This is a genomic window from Corallococcus sp. CA053C (genome assembly GCF_003611675.1).
Taxonomy (GTDB): Bacteria; Myxococcota; Myxococcia; order Myxococcales; family Myxococcaceae; genus Corallococcus.
Window position 1 is genome coordinate 1 of sequence record NZ_RAWA01000179.1, and the last position, 18,425, is coordinate 18,425.

Genomic DNA, 18,425 nt, shown 5'->3' on the forward strand with positions numbered 1-18,425 from the left:
GCCCCAGGTCACCCTCTTCTTCGCCCTGCTCCTGCCGCTGTCCTACGCCGGCTACGAGGCGCTGCTCACCCGCCTCCGCCGTCACTGACGCCGCTTGCGCTTCTCGAAGAAGGGACGTGGGCTTCCACCCAGCCCACGATGTCTCCGACGACCTTCGCCGCATCGGGCTCGTGCGCGAGGTCATGGCGCTGGCCCTCGTAGATGATGAGTCGCTTGTCGGGGCTCGTGGCCTGCGCCACCAGGGCCCGGCTGCCATCGATGGAAGTGATGACGTCCTCGCCGCCATGCACCACCAGCAGTGGGAGCTTCAGGTCCTGGAACTTCCCATCCAGCGTTTCAATGCCAGCGATGAGCGCCTTGGCGGAGCGCGCGGGCAGCTTCTCGTGGGTGATGAGCGGATCAGCGAGGAATTGCTCCTTCTCCGGACCGTCGTGCAGGAACATCTGGCTGTCCAGGTCCTGCGCGGGCAGTCCCGGGAGGATCGTGCCGAAGATCTTCGCCAGGCGCGTGTCGAAGCCAGACACCCCCGGCGGCAGCACGATGCCCGCGCCGCTCAGGATAAGCCCGGAGACCTCGGAGGCGTGCTGGAGCACGTAGTGCGTGGCGACGAGCCCGCCCATGCTGTGGCCAAAGACAACCACCGGCACGCCCGGGTGTCGCGCGCGGGCCTCCTGGACGACGCCGTCCACGTCCTCCACGAGTTGCTGCATCGACTCCATGCGCTGGCGGTCACCGCCGGAATGGCCGTGGCCACGGTGGTCCTGCGCGACGACGGCGAAGCCCTGGGCCTGGAGCGCTTGCGCGAGCCGGCCGTAGCGGTCGGAGTAGTCCCGCAGGCCGTGGATGAGGACCACCACGCCGCGCACGGGCGGCTGGGGCGGCTCCCACCTGACGCTGCTCAGGCACATGCCGTCGGAGGCGGTCCGTTCGAAGCCGGGGGACGTGGAGGGCCGGGTCCGGCACGCGGTCGCGGCGGCGCAACCCTGCAACAGGACGAGCGCGGCGAGGGCGCCGAGGACGGGGACGACGGGGAAGGGCTTGTTCATGCGGCCCAATGCACCATGCGGTGTGCAGGCCCACATCGGCCAGATGGCGGATCACACGATGCCTGCGCGCGCGGCCACCAGGGAGGCGCCCGCGCGGGTGCTCACGCCCAGCTTTTCGTAGATGTGGATGGTGTGGTGCTGCACCGTGCGGTCCGACACCCCGAGCTTCCCGGCGATCTCCTTGTTCGTCGCTCCGCCCGCCAAGAGGCGCAGCACGTCCACCTCACGAGGCGTCAGCGCGGACGTGGGGCCTGGCTCAAGGGCGCGCCGGAGGTCCTTCGTCCCGGCCACCACCGCGACGCAATCCGCATCCAGCCGGCCCGCCTTCACCTCCGCTTCCAGGACCTGCTTCGCCAGGGCCACGGCCCGCGCGGGACGGTGGGGCCGCTCCTCCTGGAGCGCGACCCAGACGTCGGCCACCGCGAGCAGTCGCGCGGCGCGGGACAGGCCCGAGGGCGCGAGGCCCCGGGGATAGCCTCCACCATCCAATCGCTCGTGATGCGCGCCCGCGAGCCGCGCCGCATCCCGCAGCATGGGCGTGGCGGTGAGCAGCTGCTCGGTGGCGTGGGCATGGGCCCGGGACGTCTCCCGGTCCGAGGGGGACCAGGCGGGTTGCAGCCACAGGCCGGTGGGCAGGGTCACGTGTCCCAGGTCATGCAGGTACGCCGCGAGTTGGAGCGTGGCCTGCTCCGCCGCGTCCAGGCCCAGGCGGGGCGCGGCGCGGGCGCACGCCTCCGCCACGCGCCGTGAGTGTCCGCGGGTGAAGGGGCTCTGCAGGTCCGCGAAGTCCCCGAAGGTCGTCGCCAGCGCGGCGGCGTCAAGGATGGGTGGCGCTTCGAGCAGGCACGCCTCCGCCGCCTCGATGCGCGCATCCGACAAGGTCTGGAGCGAGGCGGTCGCGGCCAGGGCCCGCTTCGCCCACGCCGGGTCCAGCGTCGTCCCGGCTTGCAGCGCCAGGGCTTCCTGCGCCACGGCCTGTCCCGAGCCGACGAAGAAGACGACGGCCACATGCGCCGCCTGCGCGACGCGGCCGACTTCGAGCAGGTCCGTGCCGCCCAGCCGTCGCGGGCCGCCCGCGCCGTCCCAGCGCTCGTACACCTCATCGAGCCCCTGGAGCACCCGCGCGTCCAGCCCCAGGCCGGAGGCGAGCAGCCGCGCCGCGCCACACGCCTCCGCGAACCACTCCGAGCGCAGCCGCCGCGAGGACGTCAGCAGGCGCGCCAGTCCGGCGGCGCGGCGGGGCAGGCTGGAGTTGGCGTCCAGGACCGAGCGCGCGACATGCTGGGGACGGCCCGCGTCCCCGCGCAGCAGGTTGCGGCGCAGGTGCACGTCGTTGCCCAGCCGCGACTCCTCGGCGGCGTAGGCGGTGCAGCCCAGGTGGCGCAGCAGGCCCACGTAGAAGGCGGCCCGGGCGCCGACCCGGGACAGGCCGCCGTCCAGGGCCAGCTCCAGCGCGAACAGGCCGGTCAGCAGGCTCTTCTCCCCTTCCAGCCCGTTGGCGAGATCGAGCACGGAGGACAACGCGGACAACGAAGCCACCGGATCCTGGCGCAGGTTCATCACGGGAGGAGCCTGACACGGAGCAAGGGTCCGGAGCACAGCGGAACGCTCAGCGGGGAGCTGGCCCCCTCGCGCGAGGCCTTCCAGGAGCTCCAGGAGCGTGCTCCCAGGATTGTCTTGAAACTGTTGGAAGCGGGCAGGCGCGCACTGGTGCCTGGCTCGCCGGTCACGCTAGCGAGCGCATCGGAAGCCGGTGGCGTTGTTCAGGGACGAGGGGGTGTGCTCCGCGAACAGCGCGAAGACCCCGCCGCCTTCACGGGACGTCCAGATGCCGCCACGGGCGATGCCTGCCGGAAGACCATCGGTGTTGCTGTCGTCCCCCACCCCTCCGAGCTGTGGCGATTCCCCGTGGTAGGCCTCATTGAGCCCCACGATCGAATCCTTCCCGTAGGTCGGCGTCGCTTCGGCCTGTACCCCCGGGCTCCAGTTGTTGGTGATGCCGCTGGAGCCGGGGCTGCGCCCAGGTCCCTGAATCCAGTCCGCAACCCACTCCTGAACGTTCCCGACCATGTCGTTGACGCCCCAATTGGAGACGCAGTTGGGCGAGGTCCCCGCGGGACGCGGACCTGACGTGTTTGTGTTACAGGTCGTCACGCCGTCGCCGGCGAGACCGGGGTCCGGCGTCCCGGCGGCGGCCATCTGCCATTCGGCGTTCGTCAGCAGCCTCTTCCCGGACAGCGCACACGCCTGTTGGGCCTGAAACCAGGTCAGGAACACGGCCGGACCCGCGTTCTGCTTGGACATGGCATACAACTTGACCGTCCAGTTGCCATTCACAGGGAAGGTTGTGGGATAGCGGGGAGACCCATTGGCGTACTCAGTGCCCGTGCCGTTGGGGTTGGACCAGACGGAAGCTTCGTACTTGTCTACGCAGAGCGGGCCCACCCTGACCATGATGTCGTCTGAGTTGTTCCCTCTGCAACGCACCCCAGTGGGTGGTCCCGCCTGAGCGCTCGCGAGCGCCACTGTCGGCGCCGCTGCGGAGATGGCGGCCACGGCACAGGCTACCTTCAACACGTTTAGCATCTTCATACCCCGATTGTGTGTTTCAGCGGACCCCACTGAATTCAAGTCTGATGATGAAGCGTCGCCGAAACAACAACGCGGATTGGTTGCAGGCTTGCTACGGGCTTAGGAGATTGAATGCCCATTCGCCCGGTTCCTCGATCTGGTTCCGAGTTTGGCTCCATCGAGCCTTCAAGGACTGGAGGGCACTGACCCCTGCGGGTGCAGCAGAGCGGGCGCGGGAACAACCCTGTCTCCGCCTTGTCCCCCGCAGGCGGTTCGGTGGCCTTCCATGCCCGCGTGGCGCTCGCCACAGGCTCATTTTCGGCCTGCGGCGAGCGGGGGCCTGGTCCTGCTGAAGCCTGCTGTCAGTAGTTGCCGGAGATGACCTTGGGCAGCATCTTGCGCAGGTCGGGCAGGGGGCCAATCTGCCGGGTGTCCGCGGCCTGGGCGGTGCCGTTGTCGCGCAGCAGGCCGCGCATCTGCACGGAGGTCAGGAGGCGGCCATTGGCGCGCGCCACCCCCTGCGCGCTGGCGGCCGCGCCCGTGACGATGGGCGAGGCGCTGGAGGTGCCGCTGAAGGTGGCCGTGTAGTACTGGTTGACGCCATAGGTGGAGCCGAACAGGTCGCCGTAGCCCATCGAGGCCACGCGCTCACCCCAACCGTGGACGTCCACGCGGCCGCCGAAGTTGGTCCAGCACATGGGCGCGCGCGTGGTGGCCGTGCTCGCGCCGACGATGATGGCGCCCGAGTCGCGCGTGGCGCGGTTGAAGAGCCCCGCGTAGGCAGCGGCATCCAGGTTGGCGCTGCCGTTGCCGGCCGCCTCCACGACGATGACGCCGTTGGCGGTGGCGTTGCGGATGATGTCGTATTCGGCTTGCCAGTACTCCACGGCGATGTAGTGGCACTGGCTGGTGTTGCACGTGCACGCCGTGCCGTCATTGGGGCCCTGGCGGTGGACCTCGACGAGCACGATGCCACCCGGGCCCGCCGCGGTGACGGCCTTGGAGAGGGCACTCGTCAGGCCCTGCGGCGTATGGGATTCGACGCCCATCTGGGCCCCGTGGGCGATGCCCTTCATTCCGTAGGCGTTGTTCGCCGCGACCAGCTCTCCCAGCACGGCGGTGCCGTGGTCGCTGACAGTCCCCGCGGCGCCCACATAGACGAGGGTGGGCATGTCCTCGTGCGACCGGTTCCAGCCCGTCTCCACGTCAATGATTCGCACGCCCGTGCCGGTGCCGCCGGCCACCGTCCACGCGTAGTTCGCATCGATGCCGCCCGGGGCCACGTTGAGGTAGCCCTGGTTGGCCGTGTACAGCGGCGTGGTGGGCGGGAGGTCGGCGGCGGCCAGCACGCCCCGCAGCGCCGCGTCCAGGCCCGTGTTCACCGCGGCGTCCTCGACAGGAGGTTCGGCGTAGGCCACCTCCACGGTGTCCAGCGCGTTGAGCGCGGCGACGACGTCCGCCACGCGCTCGGAAGTGGTGCCCGGCAGCAGCGGCACCTGGAAGTACAGGTTGAGGTCCGCCAGTTGCTCACCGCTCAGCGCCTCACCGGAGGTCTTGCGCGCCTCCAGCGTGGCCTCGTCTTCCTGGAGCAAGCGCTGCGGGCCCCGGATCCGCGGCGCGCGGTCCAGCAGCGCCTCCACGGAGCGCAGGTCCTCCGTGAGCCGGGCTTCGGACATCCCGCGGCCGAAGAACAGACTGCGTTCGGAGGAGGAGCGCTCGGAGACGAGGGCCACCAGGGCATTGTCACGCAGGCGAACGCGGCTGCCCTCGTGGAACTTCACCACCAGGCGCTCCACGGGAGTGCCCGCGGCCAGTTCGTGCCCGGTGTGCTTCACCACGGCGGCGCGCGGTGCCAGGGCCCGTGGAGTCGCTCCGGCGGCGGGGGCCAGGGCCACCAGGGCCAGGCCCGCCAGCGCGCCACGCAGCGGACGCAGGGAGGGGGAAGAGGTCTTCGGCATGGGATGGCTCCAGTTCGAATGACGAGGGGCGTGAGCAGGGCCCGCGGGGACACGCCATTCCCCACGGAACCGATTCACCTGGATGTCATATAATACTGGTCTGACATGGAGTCCGGCTCCTGAGAGGCACCTGTTCCCCGGGGCTGGCCACCCGCCCCCGGCCGAGTTTCAGTAGAACGCACAGGACGCGAGCCGGAACCGGGCCTGGACCACGGTCGGCGCTCCTTCCGGCTCGCTGAAGAGGAGGGCTTCCACCGTGTATTCGCCCGGCGGCAACGGCTTGCCCTCCTGCCCCTTGAGTTCAAGCCGGGAGCGCAGGGTCTGTGCCCGCACGACCTGCTCCTGCCCGAACGACTGCCGGCTCACCACCCACCCCTCACCGTCCCGGATCATGAGCCCGGCCACGCGCAGCCCCTCCTGACGCTCCTGCCCGGTTGGGAACTCCACCTCCAGCGAAGTCTCGATGACCGACACACCCCCACTGTCGACTCGCGTCCCTTCATCCTGTGCGGGAGGAAAGGCAATCAACGTTCGATCCAGGCGGAGGACCGCGAGGATGCGATTGTCCACGCGCGCCTTCGCGAAGGCTTGAAGCCCCGCACCGTACTGCCGCGGCCCCGGGCAGCAGCCCGACAAGCCCACACCCTGGACGAGCACGGCCAGCGTGGCGATACCCGCGGGAGTCCACCTGCGTCTCATGACCGGGTCCCAGGGAGAGAACAGACACACGCTCGGGATGAGCGTCCAGGAGCCTACGCCTCGCATCGAGTCGATGCGCGGGCAATAGATCCTGGGGGCCCACCCGTCCGTTCATCTTGCCGGTGAGGATATCCGTGCCGAGAGCCTGCGTGAGCTGCCTGCTGGCGACCCTGATCATGCTGATCGCCAGCCCCGCGCTGGCGGAGGAAGTGGCGTGGGGGAACCCGGTGAAGGGAGTACGGCTCGGCCTGGCCATCGTCCCGAGCAGCGGGCCGCTGCCCACCGAGCTGGAGCTCGAGATCCTGGCGCACAACACGACCTCCGCCCCCCAACAGCTCCCCGCCCAGGCCTGCGGCACCGTGCGCTGGACGTCCTTCACCCTGCTCCATCTGCGAACCGCCAACGGGCGCGTCTTCAGCTACCCCATCGGCGATCAAGCCGATGTCGCCAATGTCCACCCTCATGGGCCGGTGAACCTCGCGCCCGGTGAGACGCTCCGCGAGCGATTCTCCCTGAAGCATGTCGTCAGGAAGCCGACGGAGAACGATGGGGACGCGGAGCTGTGGACCCTCCTGGAAACACCGCGACAGGTGGAGCTGTGGGGGGAGTTCGTGGGCGGCTCCGGAGGTCCTCGCCTGCGGAGTGGACACCTGAAGCACCGCCTGGGTCTGCCCCCCACGAAAGAGCCCGTGCGGGGAGGGCGCTGCGTGTCCCGGATCGCCGCGGGAGGCAGTTCGGCCTGTGCGCTCCTTCGCGACGGCACGCCCTGGTGCTGGGGTGCCAACCCGCCTGGAGCTCACGGCACCGAGGAGAACGACCAGGACACGCGGGGGCCTTCACCGCTGCCGCTGCTGGCGGGAAGCGCCGTCGAGCTGGGCATGGAGCACGACATCGCGTGCGTGAGGACCTCCACCGGCGCGGGGTACTGCGCGGGCGGCAACCTGGACTCCTCCGAAGCAGCCTACGGGGAGCCGGGCGGACATCCCGTGCGCGTCCAGCGCCTGGAGGGCGCCACGGAGCTGGAGGGAGCGCAGTGCGCCCGGGTGACCGGGGGTTCCCTGGCGTGCTGGAGCCTGCTCGGGCCGCCCCCACCCACTCCCGAGGGGCTCTTCGCGACCCGCTGGGAGGAGTCCGCTCCGGGGGTCGTCCAGGTGGCCAGGGGCGGCGGTTTCACCTGTGCACTTCGGCGGGATGGGGCGTTGTGGTGCTGGGGGGCCAACGAGAGCGGCCAGCTCGGCACGGGAGATGACACACCCCACCCGGGGCCGACCCGGGTCTCCAAGCTCCCGCTGGAGGTGGTCTCCGTCGCCGCGGGGACGAGCCACGCGTGCGCGGCCCTGCGCGACGGCTCCTTGTGGTGCTGGGGGCGCAGCGAATACGGCGCCCTGGGACTGGGAGAGGCCCACTCCCGTTCCGTGCCCGCCCCCATCCCCGGAATGAGCGAGGTGGTGCGCGTGGCAGCGGGCTACCAGAAGACGTGCGCCTGGAAGAAGGATGGCTCGCTCTGGTGCTTCGGAGATCTGCTGATGGAGGCGCCTTCCCCATCGCTCGCCAGGGTGCCGGTGGAGATGAAGGCGCTGGACCACCCTGTCGAGGAGGTGGTGTTTGGCTTCCGTCACACCTGCGTGCGCACGGGCGGAGGAGGTGCGGGGAAGGTCTTCTGCTGGGGCGAGAACACGGAAGGCCAGAGCGGGGGCTCCGAACTTCGTGCGCAAGCGTCCCCCGTGCGAGTGTCGGGGCTGACAGGTCAGGTCGTCGCGCTGACCGCCGGAGACGCTTTCACCTGCGCCATCACCACCGAAGGCTCCGCCTGGTGCTGGGGCCGCGGCACCGAAGGACAGCTCGGCACGAAGCGCAAGGACTCCAGCGCGCGCCCCGTTCGCGTCCGGCTGCCCTGCCCCCGAGTCGCTCCGTGAAGCCAGCGAAGGTGAAACAAGGAATATGAGTTTGGGATTGCTCAGTCACAATGGGACCAGGTCAGCCAGCCCGCCAGCCGGGAAGCCCGTGATGGAGCGTCGGGGGTGTCTTCGCCCGTGAGCGGTCCACTCCGCTCCAGACTGATCTCGGGTGGTCTCCGCTGCGAGCTCATGGGGCGAGAGCCTACCCTGGAACTACCGGTCCGCTGTCGTTGGCAGGACGACCTTGCTCCGCGGTCGATCCCGAGCCGGTGAAGAAGTCGATCAGCCCGTGCGGAGCGTTGGCGCCGAAGCAGTGCTGGAGGAGGCTCGCGGCCTCGGCGGCTTCGTCGGCGCTCCGGGCGAACATGGGTTCCTCGTACTCGGCGAGCGCGGCTTCGAGGTCGCCGCGGTGCGCGGCAATGGCCTTGCCGAGCTCGGCGCCGTCGTACATCGCGAGGTTGGCGCCCTCACCGGACGGCGGCATCAAATGCGCGGCGTCGCCGAGAAGCGTCACACCGGGCACGCGCTCCCACCGATGGCCCGCCGGGAGCGTATGGAGCATGCGGGGGACCAGGTCTGTCTCGCCGTCGGTGATCAGCGCGGTGAGCGCTGGCGCCCAGCCGTCGAACTCCGCCGCGACTCGAGCCTTCGCCACCTTCACGTTGGCGAAGTCGATGCCCGCGATCCACTCCCGCGGCCTGGTGAGCGCGACGTAGGTGTGCAGGACGCCGTTGGTTTCGCGGTGGGCCTGGATGCCCTTGCCGGGCGCGAGGGCAAGCATGGCCCCGCCTCCGACGGCCTTCGCGCTGGCCGGGTGGCGTGCGTCTGCGTTGAACAGGTAGGTCTCGATGAACGAGATGCCGACGTACTCGGGCTTCGCGTCAGACAGCAGCGGCCGGATCCTCGACCATGCGCCGTCCGCGCCGACCAGGAGGCTCGTCGTGACCGTCGACCCGTCCGCGAAGGTCACTTCATGACGCCCGTCGCCGAGCGGCTGGACGTGGGTGACCTTGCGCCCCCATTGGACGGTTCCCTCGGGCAGCGAGTCGAGCAGGATGCGCCGCAGCTCGCCGCGATGCACCTCGGGGCGACGGCCGCTGCCGTCGTCGGGCTCGTCGAAAAGGACCGTGCCGTGCGAGTCGAGCACCCGCGTCGCCTCGGCGCCTTCATGGATGATTCGGCGGAACTCGTCGAACAGCCCGGCCGCCTTCAGCGCGAGCTGTCCGTTGTGGTCATGGATGTCGAGCATTCCGCCCTGCGTGCGCGCCTCCGCGGACGCCTCGGCCTCGTAGACCGTGGCGGCGATGCCATGGACGTGCAGGACGCGAGCGAGCGTCAGCCCGCCGAGGCCGGCGCCAATGATCGTGATGGGAGTCATCGTGCTTCCTTTCGATTGGGAGACCGCTCGGCGACGCCGCTGGCGGATTCTGGAACACCGTTCCATTTACCATATTGGAACGCTGTTCCAGACCTGTCAAGATGGAGCCATGGCAAAGGCAACGCGCGGGTCGGAACGACGTGAGGATGCGCTCTCACGCGAGCGGATCGTCGAAGCGGCGATCGAGCTGCTCGACGACGAGGGCGAGAATGGGTTGACCTTCCGCGCGCTGGCCACGCGGCTGGCGACTGGACCCGGTGCGATCTATTGGCACATCGCGAACAAGAGCGAGCTGCTCGTCGCCGCCAGTGACGCCGTCGTCGCCCGCGCGTTGGGCGAAGTCCTCGCCTTCCCCACGCCGCACGAAGCGATCCGCGGGATCGCCGTCGGCGTGTTCGAGGCGATCGATGCGCATCCGTGGGTGGGCGCGCAGCTCTCTCGCCCTCCGTGGCGGACCGCGATGCTGCAGATCTTCGAGCGCATCGGGCGCCAGGTCCAAGCGATGGGGGTTCCAGGCGGCGCCCGGTTCACGTCGGCGTCGGCGCTGGTGAGCTACATCATCGGCGTGAGCGTCCAGAACGCCGCGAATGGCCGCCTGCTTGATCCGCCCGTGGACCGCGCTGACTTTCTAGAGACGGTGTCAGCCCAGTGGAAGGAGCTCGACGCCCGCGAGTATCCGTTCACGCGGAACGTCGCTGCCCAACTGCGCGAGCACGACGACCGCGCCGAGTTCCTCGCCGGCATCGACCTCATCCTCGCCGGGATCACGGCTTCGCTGTAGCCAGCCCGCAAGCGGCGCCCGCGGAGGGATCCCCATCTGACTGGAAGCGAGCGTCGGGATCCGCGTCGCACGCAGGAGGACGTTCGACTTCGACGTGTTCGCCTGCGTGAGGTGTGGAGGCAGGTGGGGCAAATCCACCGCTAAACGAAGACCTGCAAGGCGGCGCTCGGCGGCAGGCACCTTCAGCAGGGACTGGCATTGGAAGCCTTTCCCAACGCAAGACGCTCGGGGGAAATGGGTCTGTTAGGGTCAACGCATGAGGTTTCGCCCCTTGCCACGACTCCCCGGGCTCTTGGTGGTGCTCTTGTCCTTCACGGCGTGGGCAGCGGCAGCGGAGGACTCTGCCCTTCCCAGGTTACGGATGCGGACCGTTGCACTTACCTCGAAAGCCGAGGGAGTGCGCGTCTCCACCCGCATTCCCACCACGTTGACATTCGACACGCCGATCAACGCGCAGGCCGTGAAGCTGGGCGACAAGGCCCCCGTGGAGATCCTGAGCGTCGGAGACCGCTCCGTCACCCTCCGGGCGCTGGAGGAATTGAGCGAAGCGGTGCCGCTGCGCGTGCCGCTTCTCAACGAACCCATCCTGACGGCGCCCGTCTTCAAGCTCACCACGGCAGCGGACGTGGTGGACGCGCAAGTCCTGGTGTTCCGCGACACCAGCGCGCCGGAGTTGATGCAGGCCCGGCTGGCCGCGTTGGAGGCCCGCTGCTCCGCATGTGAGGCAGCACTCACCGCGCAGCGCGAGCGCGGCACAGCCACGGGCCCCTCCGGGTGGATTCTCTCGGGGCAGGTGGAAGAGGGCTCCGGCGTCCAGGTCAAGAAACTCAGCAAGGTGCCCCCCAGTGCCACAACGGGCCTGGAGGTAGCGTCCGTCCACCGATTCAAGGCGAAGGCGTGGGTGGTTCTCTTCGTGGAGGTGTCGAACAACTCCGGCCCTCCCTGGAGACCGGGCAAGGCCTGGCTGGAGAATCCGTCCACCGGCCGCCGCGTGGAGGCGCGCACGGTGGCCATGGCGCCGGACGCGCTGCCTCCCAATGGCGCGGGCCGCGTGGCGGTGGAGTTTGATTGGAAGCAGCGGGAGTCCGGACCGCCCGGGGAAGACTTCCGGTTGGTGATACAGGAGGCGGCGGAAGGCTCCCGGCCCCTGTCCATTGCGGGCGTGGTGCTTGAGGACGGGACTCCAGCGCAGGAGAAGAACGGACCATGACGACGGCGGAAGTCTTCAGCTACCTCAAGCCCGGCTCCCGCCTGGGGGCCTACCGCGTCCGCGAGTGGAAGGGCGGAGGCGCCTATGGCGACGTCTACCGGGGCGTGAAGGACGGCAAGCCCGTGGCCCTCAAGCTCTCCAAGCACCGGCAGCACAGCGCGGATCCGGGAAAGACGGATGAACGCCTGCTGCGCGAACTGGTGTGCCTCGTTCACGTGGACCACCCCCATATCGCCAAGGTGCAGGGCTGGGCGCGCACGCCGCAGGGACGCGGGTACCTGGTGCTGGAGTACGTGGACGGCTGGACGCTGGCGCACTGGCTCCAGGACGCGCGGCCCACCTTCCAGCAAGTGGTACGCCTCTTCGCGAAGCTGGCCCATGCCCTGGAGCACATGCACGGCCGGAGGGTGCGCCACCGGGACCTCTCGCTCTCCAACATCATGGTGCGCAAGGTGGACGGCGAGCCCGTCCTCATCGACCTGGGCGCGGGGGAATACTCGGGAGCGCTGGAGTTGACGGACGCGCCCCTGCCCCCAGGCACCAATCGCTACCGCTCTCCGGAAGCGGCGCGCTTCTTCAAGCAGAACCAGAACAACCCCGACGCGCGTTACCCCTTCCCGCCAGAGGATGACCTCTACTCGCTGGCGGTGTGCCTCTATGACGCGCTGACCGACGCGGAGCCCGCGCGCGGCGGATGGGAGGCGCGCAAGGCGCCCCGCATCGACGTGAACAGCCCCATGTGGGCGCCCCCGCCCGCACGCACCGCCAACCCGCGTGTCCCCGAGGCGTTGAGCGAGTGGGTGGAAAAGTGGATGGCGCGCGACTTCGAGAAGCGGCTTCCCTCGCTGACCTCCATGCGGGAGGCACTGGAAGCGCTGGGCGCGCAGGAGGGCGCGGAGTGGCTGGCCCCCGTGCAGGCGCCTCCGGACACGGGCGCCGTTGCCCTGGAAGCCACGGGCCACCCTTCAGCGAAGACACGGAGGCGCGTGCTGGCGTGGGCCGTGGCCGCAGTCGTGCTCGGCGCCTTCGCCTTCGCCTTGCTGCGCGAAGCCCCGTCACGCGAAGCGCCGCCCATCCCGGCCGTGCCGGAGTCGTTCAGCGGCCCGCGTGCGCAGCCCCTCCAGTCGCTCCCTTCACCGCCCGCGCAGCCCGCCAGTGCAGTACCGTCCCCGTCCGAGGTGCCCCCCGCCGTGAAGGAAAGTCCCTCTGTGCCTGCCCCCACGAATCCGTCCTCGAATCCGCCGGTCGCGAAGCCGCCCATGAAATCCGCGCCCGCTTTCAGCCGTGGATTCCTCAAGAAGTGCGCGGAGGCGGGGGCGTTGGCCGCCGCGCTGTTGGGCTGTCCCGCGCAGCAGGTACAGCCCACGCAGGAGCGTTGCCCCGCGATGGCAGGGGAAAACATGAGGATGAGGCTTCACCTCGGTGAACACCCTTCGGGGGTCGGCATCCTCGTTGACGTGAAGCAGCCCCACTTTCGTTCGAACGACAAAGAATCGCCCGACAAATGCAAAGCCGCAGGGCGCGTGTGGGGGGGCGACGATTTCGCTGAGTGCTTTACCCTGCTGGGCGATGGGAAGCTCGAATCCGAAACCACGGAAGAAATCGGCGATTTTCCCAAGGGCTCGCGGCTCTACGGCCGGGTGTGGACGGAAGGGGCGACGGTGGTGGGCCGCTACACGCGGACCCGTCTGCCCAATGGCGAGGAATTCGATGTCTGCCTGTCACTCTCGCTCAATGGGGGCTTGCACAAGCTGCCCGGATCCAAGCCCGGTGCCGTGCTCGTGCGTCCAAGAGACGGGGCGATCTTCATCATGGGGCAGGAGCCTTGAGGGCGGAACGCAAAGGCGCGTTACAGGAAGACGCCTGAAAACCACCCTCAATGGCTTCAGCCACGGTGTTGCAAAAACGCCGAGACTTCAACCCCTGGCGTCCTTCTCTTTCGGGCCTACCTGCCGGTAGTTTTTCCTTCGGGCGCGGCGTCCGCTCCCGCGCGCCCACAAGGAGATGGCCCTGTGTCGTACACTGGTACTTCCCTGTTTCCCGAAGGACTGGTGCTCTTTTCGTTCAAGGGTGCCACTTACGAAATGCTGGAAGACCTGGGGCCCGGCCACCATGGCGAGCGCGTCCTGTCGGCCCTCCAGCGCGTCAAGGACAAGGTGGTTCGCCGGGTCATCCTCAAAGCGCTGCCGCTGTCTGACTCCACGGCTGTGTGGAAGGAGGCACGCAAGCGATTGGAGGAAGAGACCCAGTTGGCCGCCTTCCTCCGACACCCGAACATCGCCTGCGTCCATGGCGCGCACAAAACCAAGGGCACCCTGTTTGTCATCACGGAAGCTGTCCTCGGCTTCTCGCTGAATACCCTCCTTGGAGTCGCGGCAGCGCGGGGCGGCTACGGCCCCGAATCCTTCATGCGGTATGTCGGGGCCAGGATTGCGGGGGCCCTGGCGCACGCGCATACCTGCCGGAGCGCGCAGGGGGATCCGCTGAAAATCGTCCACCGGGCGATTGACCCGACACGCATCCGGGTCACCTTCGATGGACAGGTCAAATTGACGGACTTTGGCGTGGCGTCCGCGCGACTTCCCGGCCAGCGCACCACGCGTCGTCCCGGCACCCGGGGCGAAGTCTTCTGGGCTTCTCCGGAGGCATTGCTGGGCCAGCCCGAGGACGCGCGCTCTGACTTGTTCACGCTGGGAATGGTGCTGCTGGAGTTCGCCACCGGCAAACACCTACTCAGTGCCTACAACCTGCTGAGCAAGGATTTATGGGTGCTGGTCCCGGAGGGGGAAACGGAGCCGCTGCGCAGTGCCATCGCACGGATGAGGAACGCATGGGGCGGGGTCGATCCGGAGGAAACGATATTGCGTGCGGCCACCTTCTCCCCGGCCGATGTAGAAGCGGCAACACAAACGCTTTCAGAGCCCACGCGGGCTGTCTTCCGCAAGCTGCTGCGGCGCAACCCGGCAGAGCGGCATATGTCCGCGCTGACGCTGCAAGACGATCTGGCGAAGGTGCTGCGAGCGCGAGGGAGCTACACCGCCAGGATGGCGGCGCAGGAGATTCAAGCGGCACTGCGAGGGGCTGGGCAAGCGATGGCCGCGGATGAGGAGGGCCCAAAGAGTTTGAGGCATCAAGACTTCATCACGACGGAACCAGGCCCGGCATGATCCTGCCTCTCAACGGCACCCCTTGAACATCTTCAGCATCGGCTCCATGCGAGGGAGGAAGCCATGCACCTGCTGGACGGAACAGTAGTGGGACGGGTGCTGACCCAGTTCGGCGACACCGATGAAGGCTTCAACGCGAACCTGACCTGCCACTTCCCTGCCGCCTGCCCAGAGGACATCCTCGAGCAACACCGCTGCGGCAGCGCCCGCCCCCGTGGCCGGCTGACGCCGTGCCTTCGGTCGTCACAGGCACGGCAGGGCGAAGTGGAACGTCGCACCGTGCTCCACTTCGCTCTCCACCCAGATGCGGCCGCCGTGGCGCTCGATGATGTCGCGGCAGATGTAGAGCCCCAGCCCCAGGCCTCCGAAGCCGGAGATGGGCGAGTTCCTCGCGCGGAAGAAGCGCTCGAAGAGCTGCGCCTGCTCCTCCTCCGGAATGCCGATGCCCTCGTCCCTCACGGAGACGCACGCCTGCGTCCCCATGCGCCGCGCCGTGACGCGGACCGTGCCGCCGGTGGGGCTGTACTTGAAGGCGTTCTCCACCAGGTTCGTCAACACCTGCGCAAGCCGGGCGCGGTCTCCCCTGATGACGAGCGGCTCGTCGGGCGCCTCGAACCGGAGTGAGTGGAGGACGCTCGTGCCGCGGAAGTCCGAGAGGACCTCGCGGATGAGCTCCCGCAGCGGGAAGGGCTCCGTCGTGAGCTCCAGCTTCCCAGCCTGGATTCGCGAGGTATCGAGCAGATCATTGACGAGCACCGACAGCCGCGCGAGCTGGGCGAGCGCCTTGTCCACGTGGCGCGGGGCCACGACGTGCCCGGCGTCCGCCTGGCCCTTCAGCATCTGGAGATGCAGCTTGAGGGGGGTCAGCGGCGTCTTCAGTTCGTGGGCGGCGATGGACATGAAGTCGTCCCGGATGCGGATGGCCTCCTCGGCCTCGCGCAGCAGGCGGTCGCGCTCGGCCCGGGCGCGGTACTCCTCCGTGACTTCGGCCACCACCGCCCCCACGCCCAGGATGGTCCCGCTTGCCGTCCGCACGGGGTAGTAGCTGACGTTCCAGTGCCGCTGCTCGCCCGGGGTGGCGGGCACCTCTCCCGTTAGGTTGAGGCCGATGATGGGGGTTCCCTCGTCCAGGACGTGCTGCATCAGGGGCTCGACCATGGGCGCCAGATCGGGCGTCATCTCCCACACCGTCCTGCCAAGCTCCTCCTCGCGGCGCCGGCCGTGGAGCGCGGCCAGTGCGTCGTTGATGCGCAGGCAGCGCAGGTCCCGCCCCATGAAGCCCAGGGCGACGGGCGCGTGAGTGAGGAAGGTGTCGAGCACGGCGAAGGACTCCTCCAGCCGCTCACGCGCCTCGTGCTCGGCGGCGAGCAGTCGCCCCTGCTCCGCCAGGGCCTGGCGCTCGGCCGTCACGTCCCGGTAGCTCCAGATGCGGCCGATGATGGCGTCGCCCAGCAGCTGCGGAATGGACCTGCACTCGAACACCCGGCCGTCGCTGAGCTCGACGATGGTGCTGCGGTACGCGAAGGAGGGCTCGAAGGCCTGGCGGATGAAGGCGATGAACCGCTCGGGGGCCACCACCCATGGCTCCACGCTCGCGAGCGCCTTCTCCGCGTCCCGCTCCTCCATCATCGCGTCCGTGAGGCCCCACATCTCCTGGAAACGCTTGTTGAAGGCGGTGATTCGCCGGGCCAGGTCCACGACGATGACGCCGTCGGTGATCGAGTCGAACGTGGCGCGCAGCAGCGAGGTCTGGTGCTCCAGGTGCTCTCGCGCCTTGCGCTCCTCGGCGGCGCCCGCGCAGGGCGCCTGCGGCTCCCTCGCGGCCTCCGGTCTGGGCAGCTCGGACTTCCGGAGGCGGGCACAGGCGCCGAGCTGCGTCCCGTCATCGTCGAAGACGGGCACCACCACCGCGCTCAGCCGCTGCTCCTGCCCGCCGTATTCAGACAGCCCATCCGTGCCGGTGAGGGCCTCGTCGAGCGCGTGCCGGAGCCAGGGCAGGCCGCCGAGCACCTCCTCCGCGGAGCGGCCGACGGGAGGGCCGCTCTGCCACCCGGCGGCGCCGGCCAGCACCGGGTCCATCCAGACAATCCGCCCCTGGCTGTCCACGACCAGCGCGGCACGGAGGCTCACCCCCACCTGGAGCAGCAGCTCGACCGGCGAAGGGCGGGAGGCGGGCGTGGCCCGCGAGTGAGCAGGGCCCTCGCATGCCGCCGGCCCTGCACTCATGTCACCCTTCATTCCGGCCACCTCCCTCCGGCGTTCCGGGTCGGTCTGCCCGAGGAAGGAAACATAAACATGCGCAGCGGGTCGGCCTGACGCTCGCGCCAGGCGGGCGGCGCACCCCTTGGATCCACTCCGCGTAGCCTGGCAGCGTCGAGTTCTTCGGGTAGGCGCTGGCCAGGATACCGGTGATGATCCGCGAGGCGACGCCCCTGCACGGCCCGCGGGTCAGTACAGCTCGGCGCTCGCGAGGTACGGGAGGCTCGTGCCGTTCTCTCCGCCCACGACGAGCACCCGGCCGTCGTCCAGCGGCGTCGCGGTGTGGAGCTGGCGGGCCTCGGCCAGGGTCGGAGTCGGCGCCCACGCGCCCGTGGTCGGGTCGAACACCTCGGAGGTCGCGAGCGCGAAGCCGTTGGTGCCGGTGCCGCCCACCACGAGCACCCGGCCATCGGGCAGCGTCGTCGCCGTGTGGTTGGAGCGGGACTGCGTGAGACGCCCCACCGTGGAGGAACCGGTCGCGGGGTCATACACCTGGACCGTCTGGCTTCCGCCCGCGAGGAGCACCGAGCCCTGGGGCAGCAGGGTCGCGGAGTGGAAGGAACGACCCTCCGCCATCGCCGCGGTGGCGGCCCAGGTGCCCGTGGCCGGGTTGTACGCCACGGCCGTGGCGAGGCTGACGTTCGCGTTGCTTCCCCCGGTCACGAGCACGCGGCCATCGGGCAGCAGCGTCTGTCCGGCATAGGCGCGGTACACGGGGAGCGCGCCCGTCGTCGCCCAGGTACCGGTCGCCGGATTGTAGAGCAGGCACGAGGAGTAGTAGGCGCCGGCCGCGGCACGTCCACCCACGAGGAGCGCCTTGCCATTGAGCAGCGCCGTCACCTGGTGGCTGTAGCGGATGTTTGGCATTGAGCCGGTGGTCGCCCACGTGCCGGTGGCCGGATCATACAGCTCCGCGCTGGCGAGGATGTTGGACCCCGTGACGCCGACGCCCAGGCCCCCTGCCACCAGCACCTTGCCGTTGTTCAGCAGCGTCACCGAGTGGAAGTAGCGGGCCACCGAGAGCGCGCCCGTGGTGGACCACGTCCCCGTGGCCGGGTCATACAGCTCCGCGCTGGCGAGGGCGCCGACCTCACCGCTCCCCCGGCCTCCCGTCACGAGCACCCGGCCGTCGGGAAGCAGCGTCGCCGCATGGTTGAAGCGGCCTTGAGCCAGCGAGCCGGTCACGGACCAGGTGCCGGTGGCCGGCTCATACAGCTCCGCGCTGACGAGGGCATTGCTGCCGGAGACAAGTCCTCCCACCACGAGCACCCGGCCGTCCGGCAGCAACGTCGCCGTGTGGTTGTCTCGCACCGAGGACAGGGTCGCCGTGGAGGTGAGCGCCGCCGCGGCGCCCTGCCCCCACGTCCCCTCCTGCGCCAGGTCGGGCCCGCAGGCGGTGAGCGCGAGCACGAGCGCCACGGTGAGCGGGGTGAGGGACTTCGCGCGGGGATACCGGCA

Annotated in this window: 13 protein-coding genes; 5 read left to right on the forward strand and 8 right to left on the reverse strand. The window is 69.4% G+C overall.

What is annotated here, in order from left to right; all coding sequences use genetic code 11:
* Positions 1-65 precede the first annotated feature (65 nt).
* From D7V97_RS22815 to D7V97_RS22835, 5 genes are all read right to left on the reverse strand, one after another.
* Entirely contained in the window at positions 66-1,046 is a 981-nt protein-coding gene (locus tag D7V97_RS22815) for an alpha/beta hydrolase (RefSeq protein WP_120612771.1), read from the reverse strand.
* 51 nt (positions 1,047-1,097) lie between these two features.
* Positions 1,098-2,606 carry an HD domain-containing phosphohydrolase gene (locus D7V97_RS22820; RefSeq protein WP_120612772.1) on the reverse strand — a complete coding sequence of 503 codons (1,509 nt, stop codon included), beginning with the start codon at positions 2,604-2,606 and terminating at the stop codon, positions 1,098-1,100.
* A 171-nt stretch (positions 2,607-2,777) separates the two neighbouring features.
* Positions 2,778-3,350 (reverse strand): SUMF1/EgtB/PvdO family nonheme iron enzyme, encoded by a 573-nt coding sequence (locus D7V97_RS22825; RefSeq protein ID WP_158623434.1) that lies wholly within the window; start codon positions 3,348-3,350, stop codon positions 2,778-2,780.
* Between the two features lie 629 nt (positions 3,351-3,979).
* Positions 3,980-5,575: a S8 family peptidase gene (locus tag D7V97_RS22830; RefSeq protein ID WP_120612774.1), complete on the reverse strand. Its 1,596-nt coding sequence runs from the start codon at positions 5,573-5,575 to the stop codon at positions 3,980-3,982.
* A 168-nt stretch (positions 5,576-5,743) separates the two neighbouring features.
* The gene (locus D7V97_RS22835) at positions 5,744-6,274 is read right to left on the reverse strand and encodes a hypothetical protein (protein WP_147444936.1); all 531 of its coding nucleotides are present in this window, start codon (positions 6,272-6,274) and stop codon (positions 5,744-5,746) included.
* Between the two features lie 176 nt (positions 6,275-6,450).
* Here D7V97_RS22835 and D7V97_RS22840 point away from each other — a divergent pair, with 176 nt between their 5' ends.
* Entirely contained in the window at positions 6,451-8,190 is a 1,740-nt protein-coding gene (locus tag D7V97_RS22840; RefSeq protein ID WP_147444937.1) for an RCC1 domain-containing protein, read from the forward strand.
* A gap of 184 nt (positions 8,191-8,374) precedes the next feature.
* On the opposite strand, the gene D7V97_RS22845 is transcribed toward D7V97_RS22840, so the two are convergent.
* Positions 8,375-9,550 carry an NAD(P)/FAD-dependent oxidoreductase gene (locus D7V97_RS22845; protein ID WP_120612777.1) on the reverse strand — a complete coding sequence of 392 codons (1,176 nt, stop codon included), beginning with the start codon at positions 9,548-9,550 and terminating at the stop codon, positions 8,375-8,377.
* Between D7V97_RS22845 and D7V97_RS22850 the strand changes: the two genes are divergently transcribed.
* The 4 genes from D7V97_RS22850 to D7V97_RS22865 all read left to right on the forward strand — a co-directional run bounded on the left by D7V97_RS22850 (position 9,540) and on the right by D7V97_RS22865 (position 14,708).
* Entirely contained in the window at positions 9,540-10,331 is a 792-nt protein-coding gene (locus tag D7V97_RS22850) for a TetR/AcrR family transcriptional regulator (RefSeq protein WP_233583100.1), read from the forward strand. The two genes, D7V97_RS22845 and D7V97_RS22850, sit on opposite strands and share 11 nt — an antisense overlap.
* A 256-nt stretch (positions 10,332-10,587) precedes the next feature.
* Positions 10,588-11,541: a DUF2381 family protein gene (locus tag D7V97_RS22855; RefSeq protein WP_120612779.1), complete on the forward strand. Its 954-nt coding sequence runs from the start codon at positions 10,588-10,590 to the stop codon at positions 11,539-11,541.
* Entirely contained in the window at positions 11,538-13,370 is a 1,833-nt protein-coding gene (locus D7V97_RS22860) for a serine/threonine-protein kinase (RefSeq protein WP_120612780.1), read from the forward strand. The genes D7V97_RS22855 and D7V97_RS22860 overlap by 4 nt, the downstream gene beginning before the upstream one ends.
* A 183-nt stretch (positions 13,371-13,553) precedes the next feature.
* Positions 13,554-14,708 carry a protein kinase gene (locus tag D7V97_RS22865; protein WP_120612781.1) on the forward strand — a complete coding sequence of 385 codons (1,155 nt, stop codon included), beginning with the start codon at positions 13,554-13,556 and terminating at the stop codon, positions 14,706-14,708.
* A gap of 243 nt (positions 14,709-14,951) precedes the next feature.
* On the opposite strand, the gene D7V97_RS22870 is transcribed toward D7V97_RS22865, so the two are convergent.
* Together D7V97_RS22870 and D7V97_RS22875 are read right to left on the reverse strand one after the other, a co-directional pair.
* A complete protein-coding gene (locus D7V97_RS22870) occupies positions 14,952-16,934 on the reverse strand; it encodes a PAS domain-containing protein (RefSeq protein WP_233583098.1) in 1,983 nt (660 codons plus the stop codon).
* A 222-nt stretch (positions 16,935-17,156) separates the two neighbouring features.
* Positions 17,157-18,425, reverse strand: a 1,269-nt coding sequence (locus tag D7V97_RS22875; RefSeq protein WP_304988514.1) for a kelch repeat-containing protein, incomplete at its 5' end; no start/stop codon positions are given.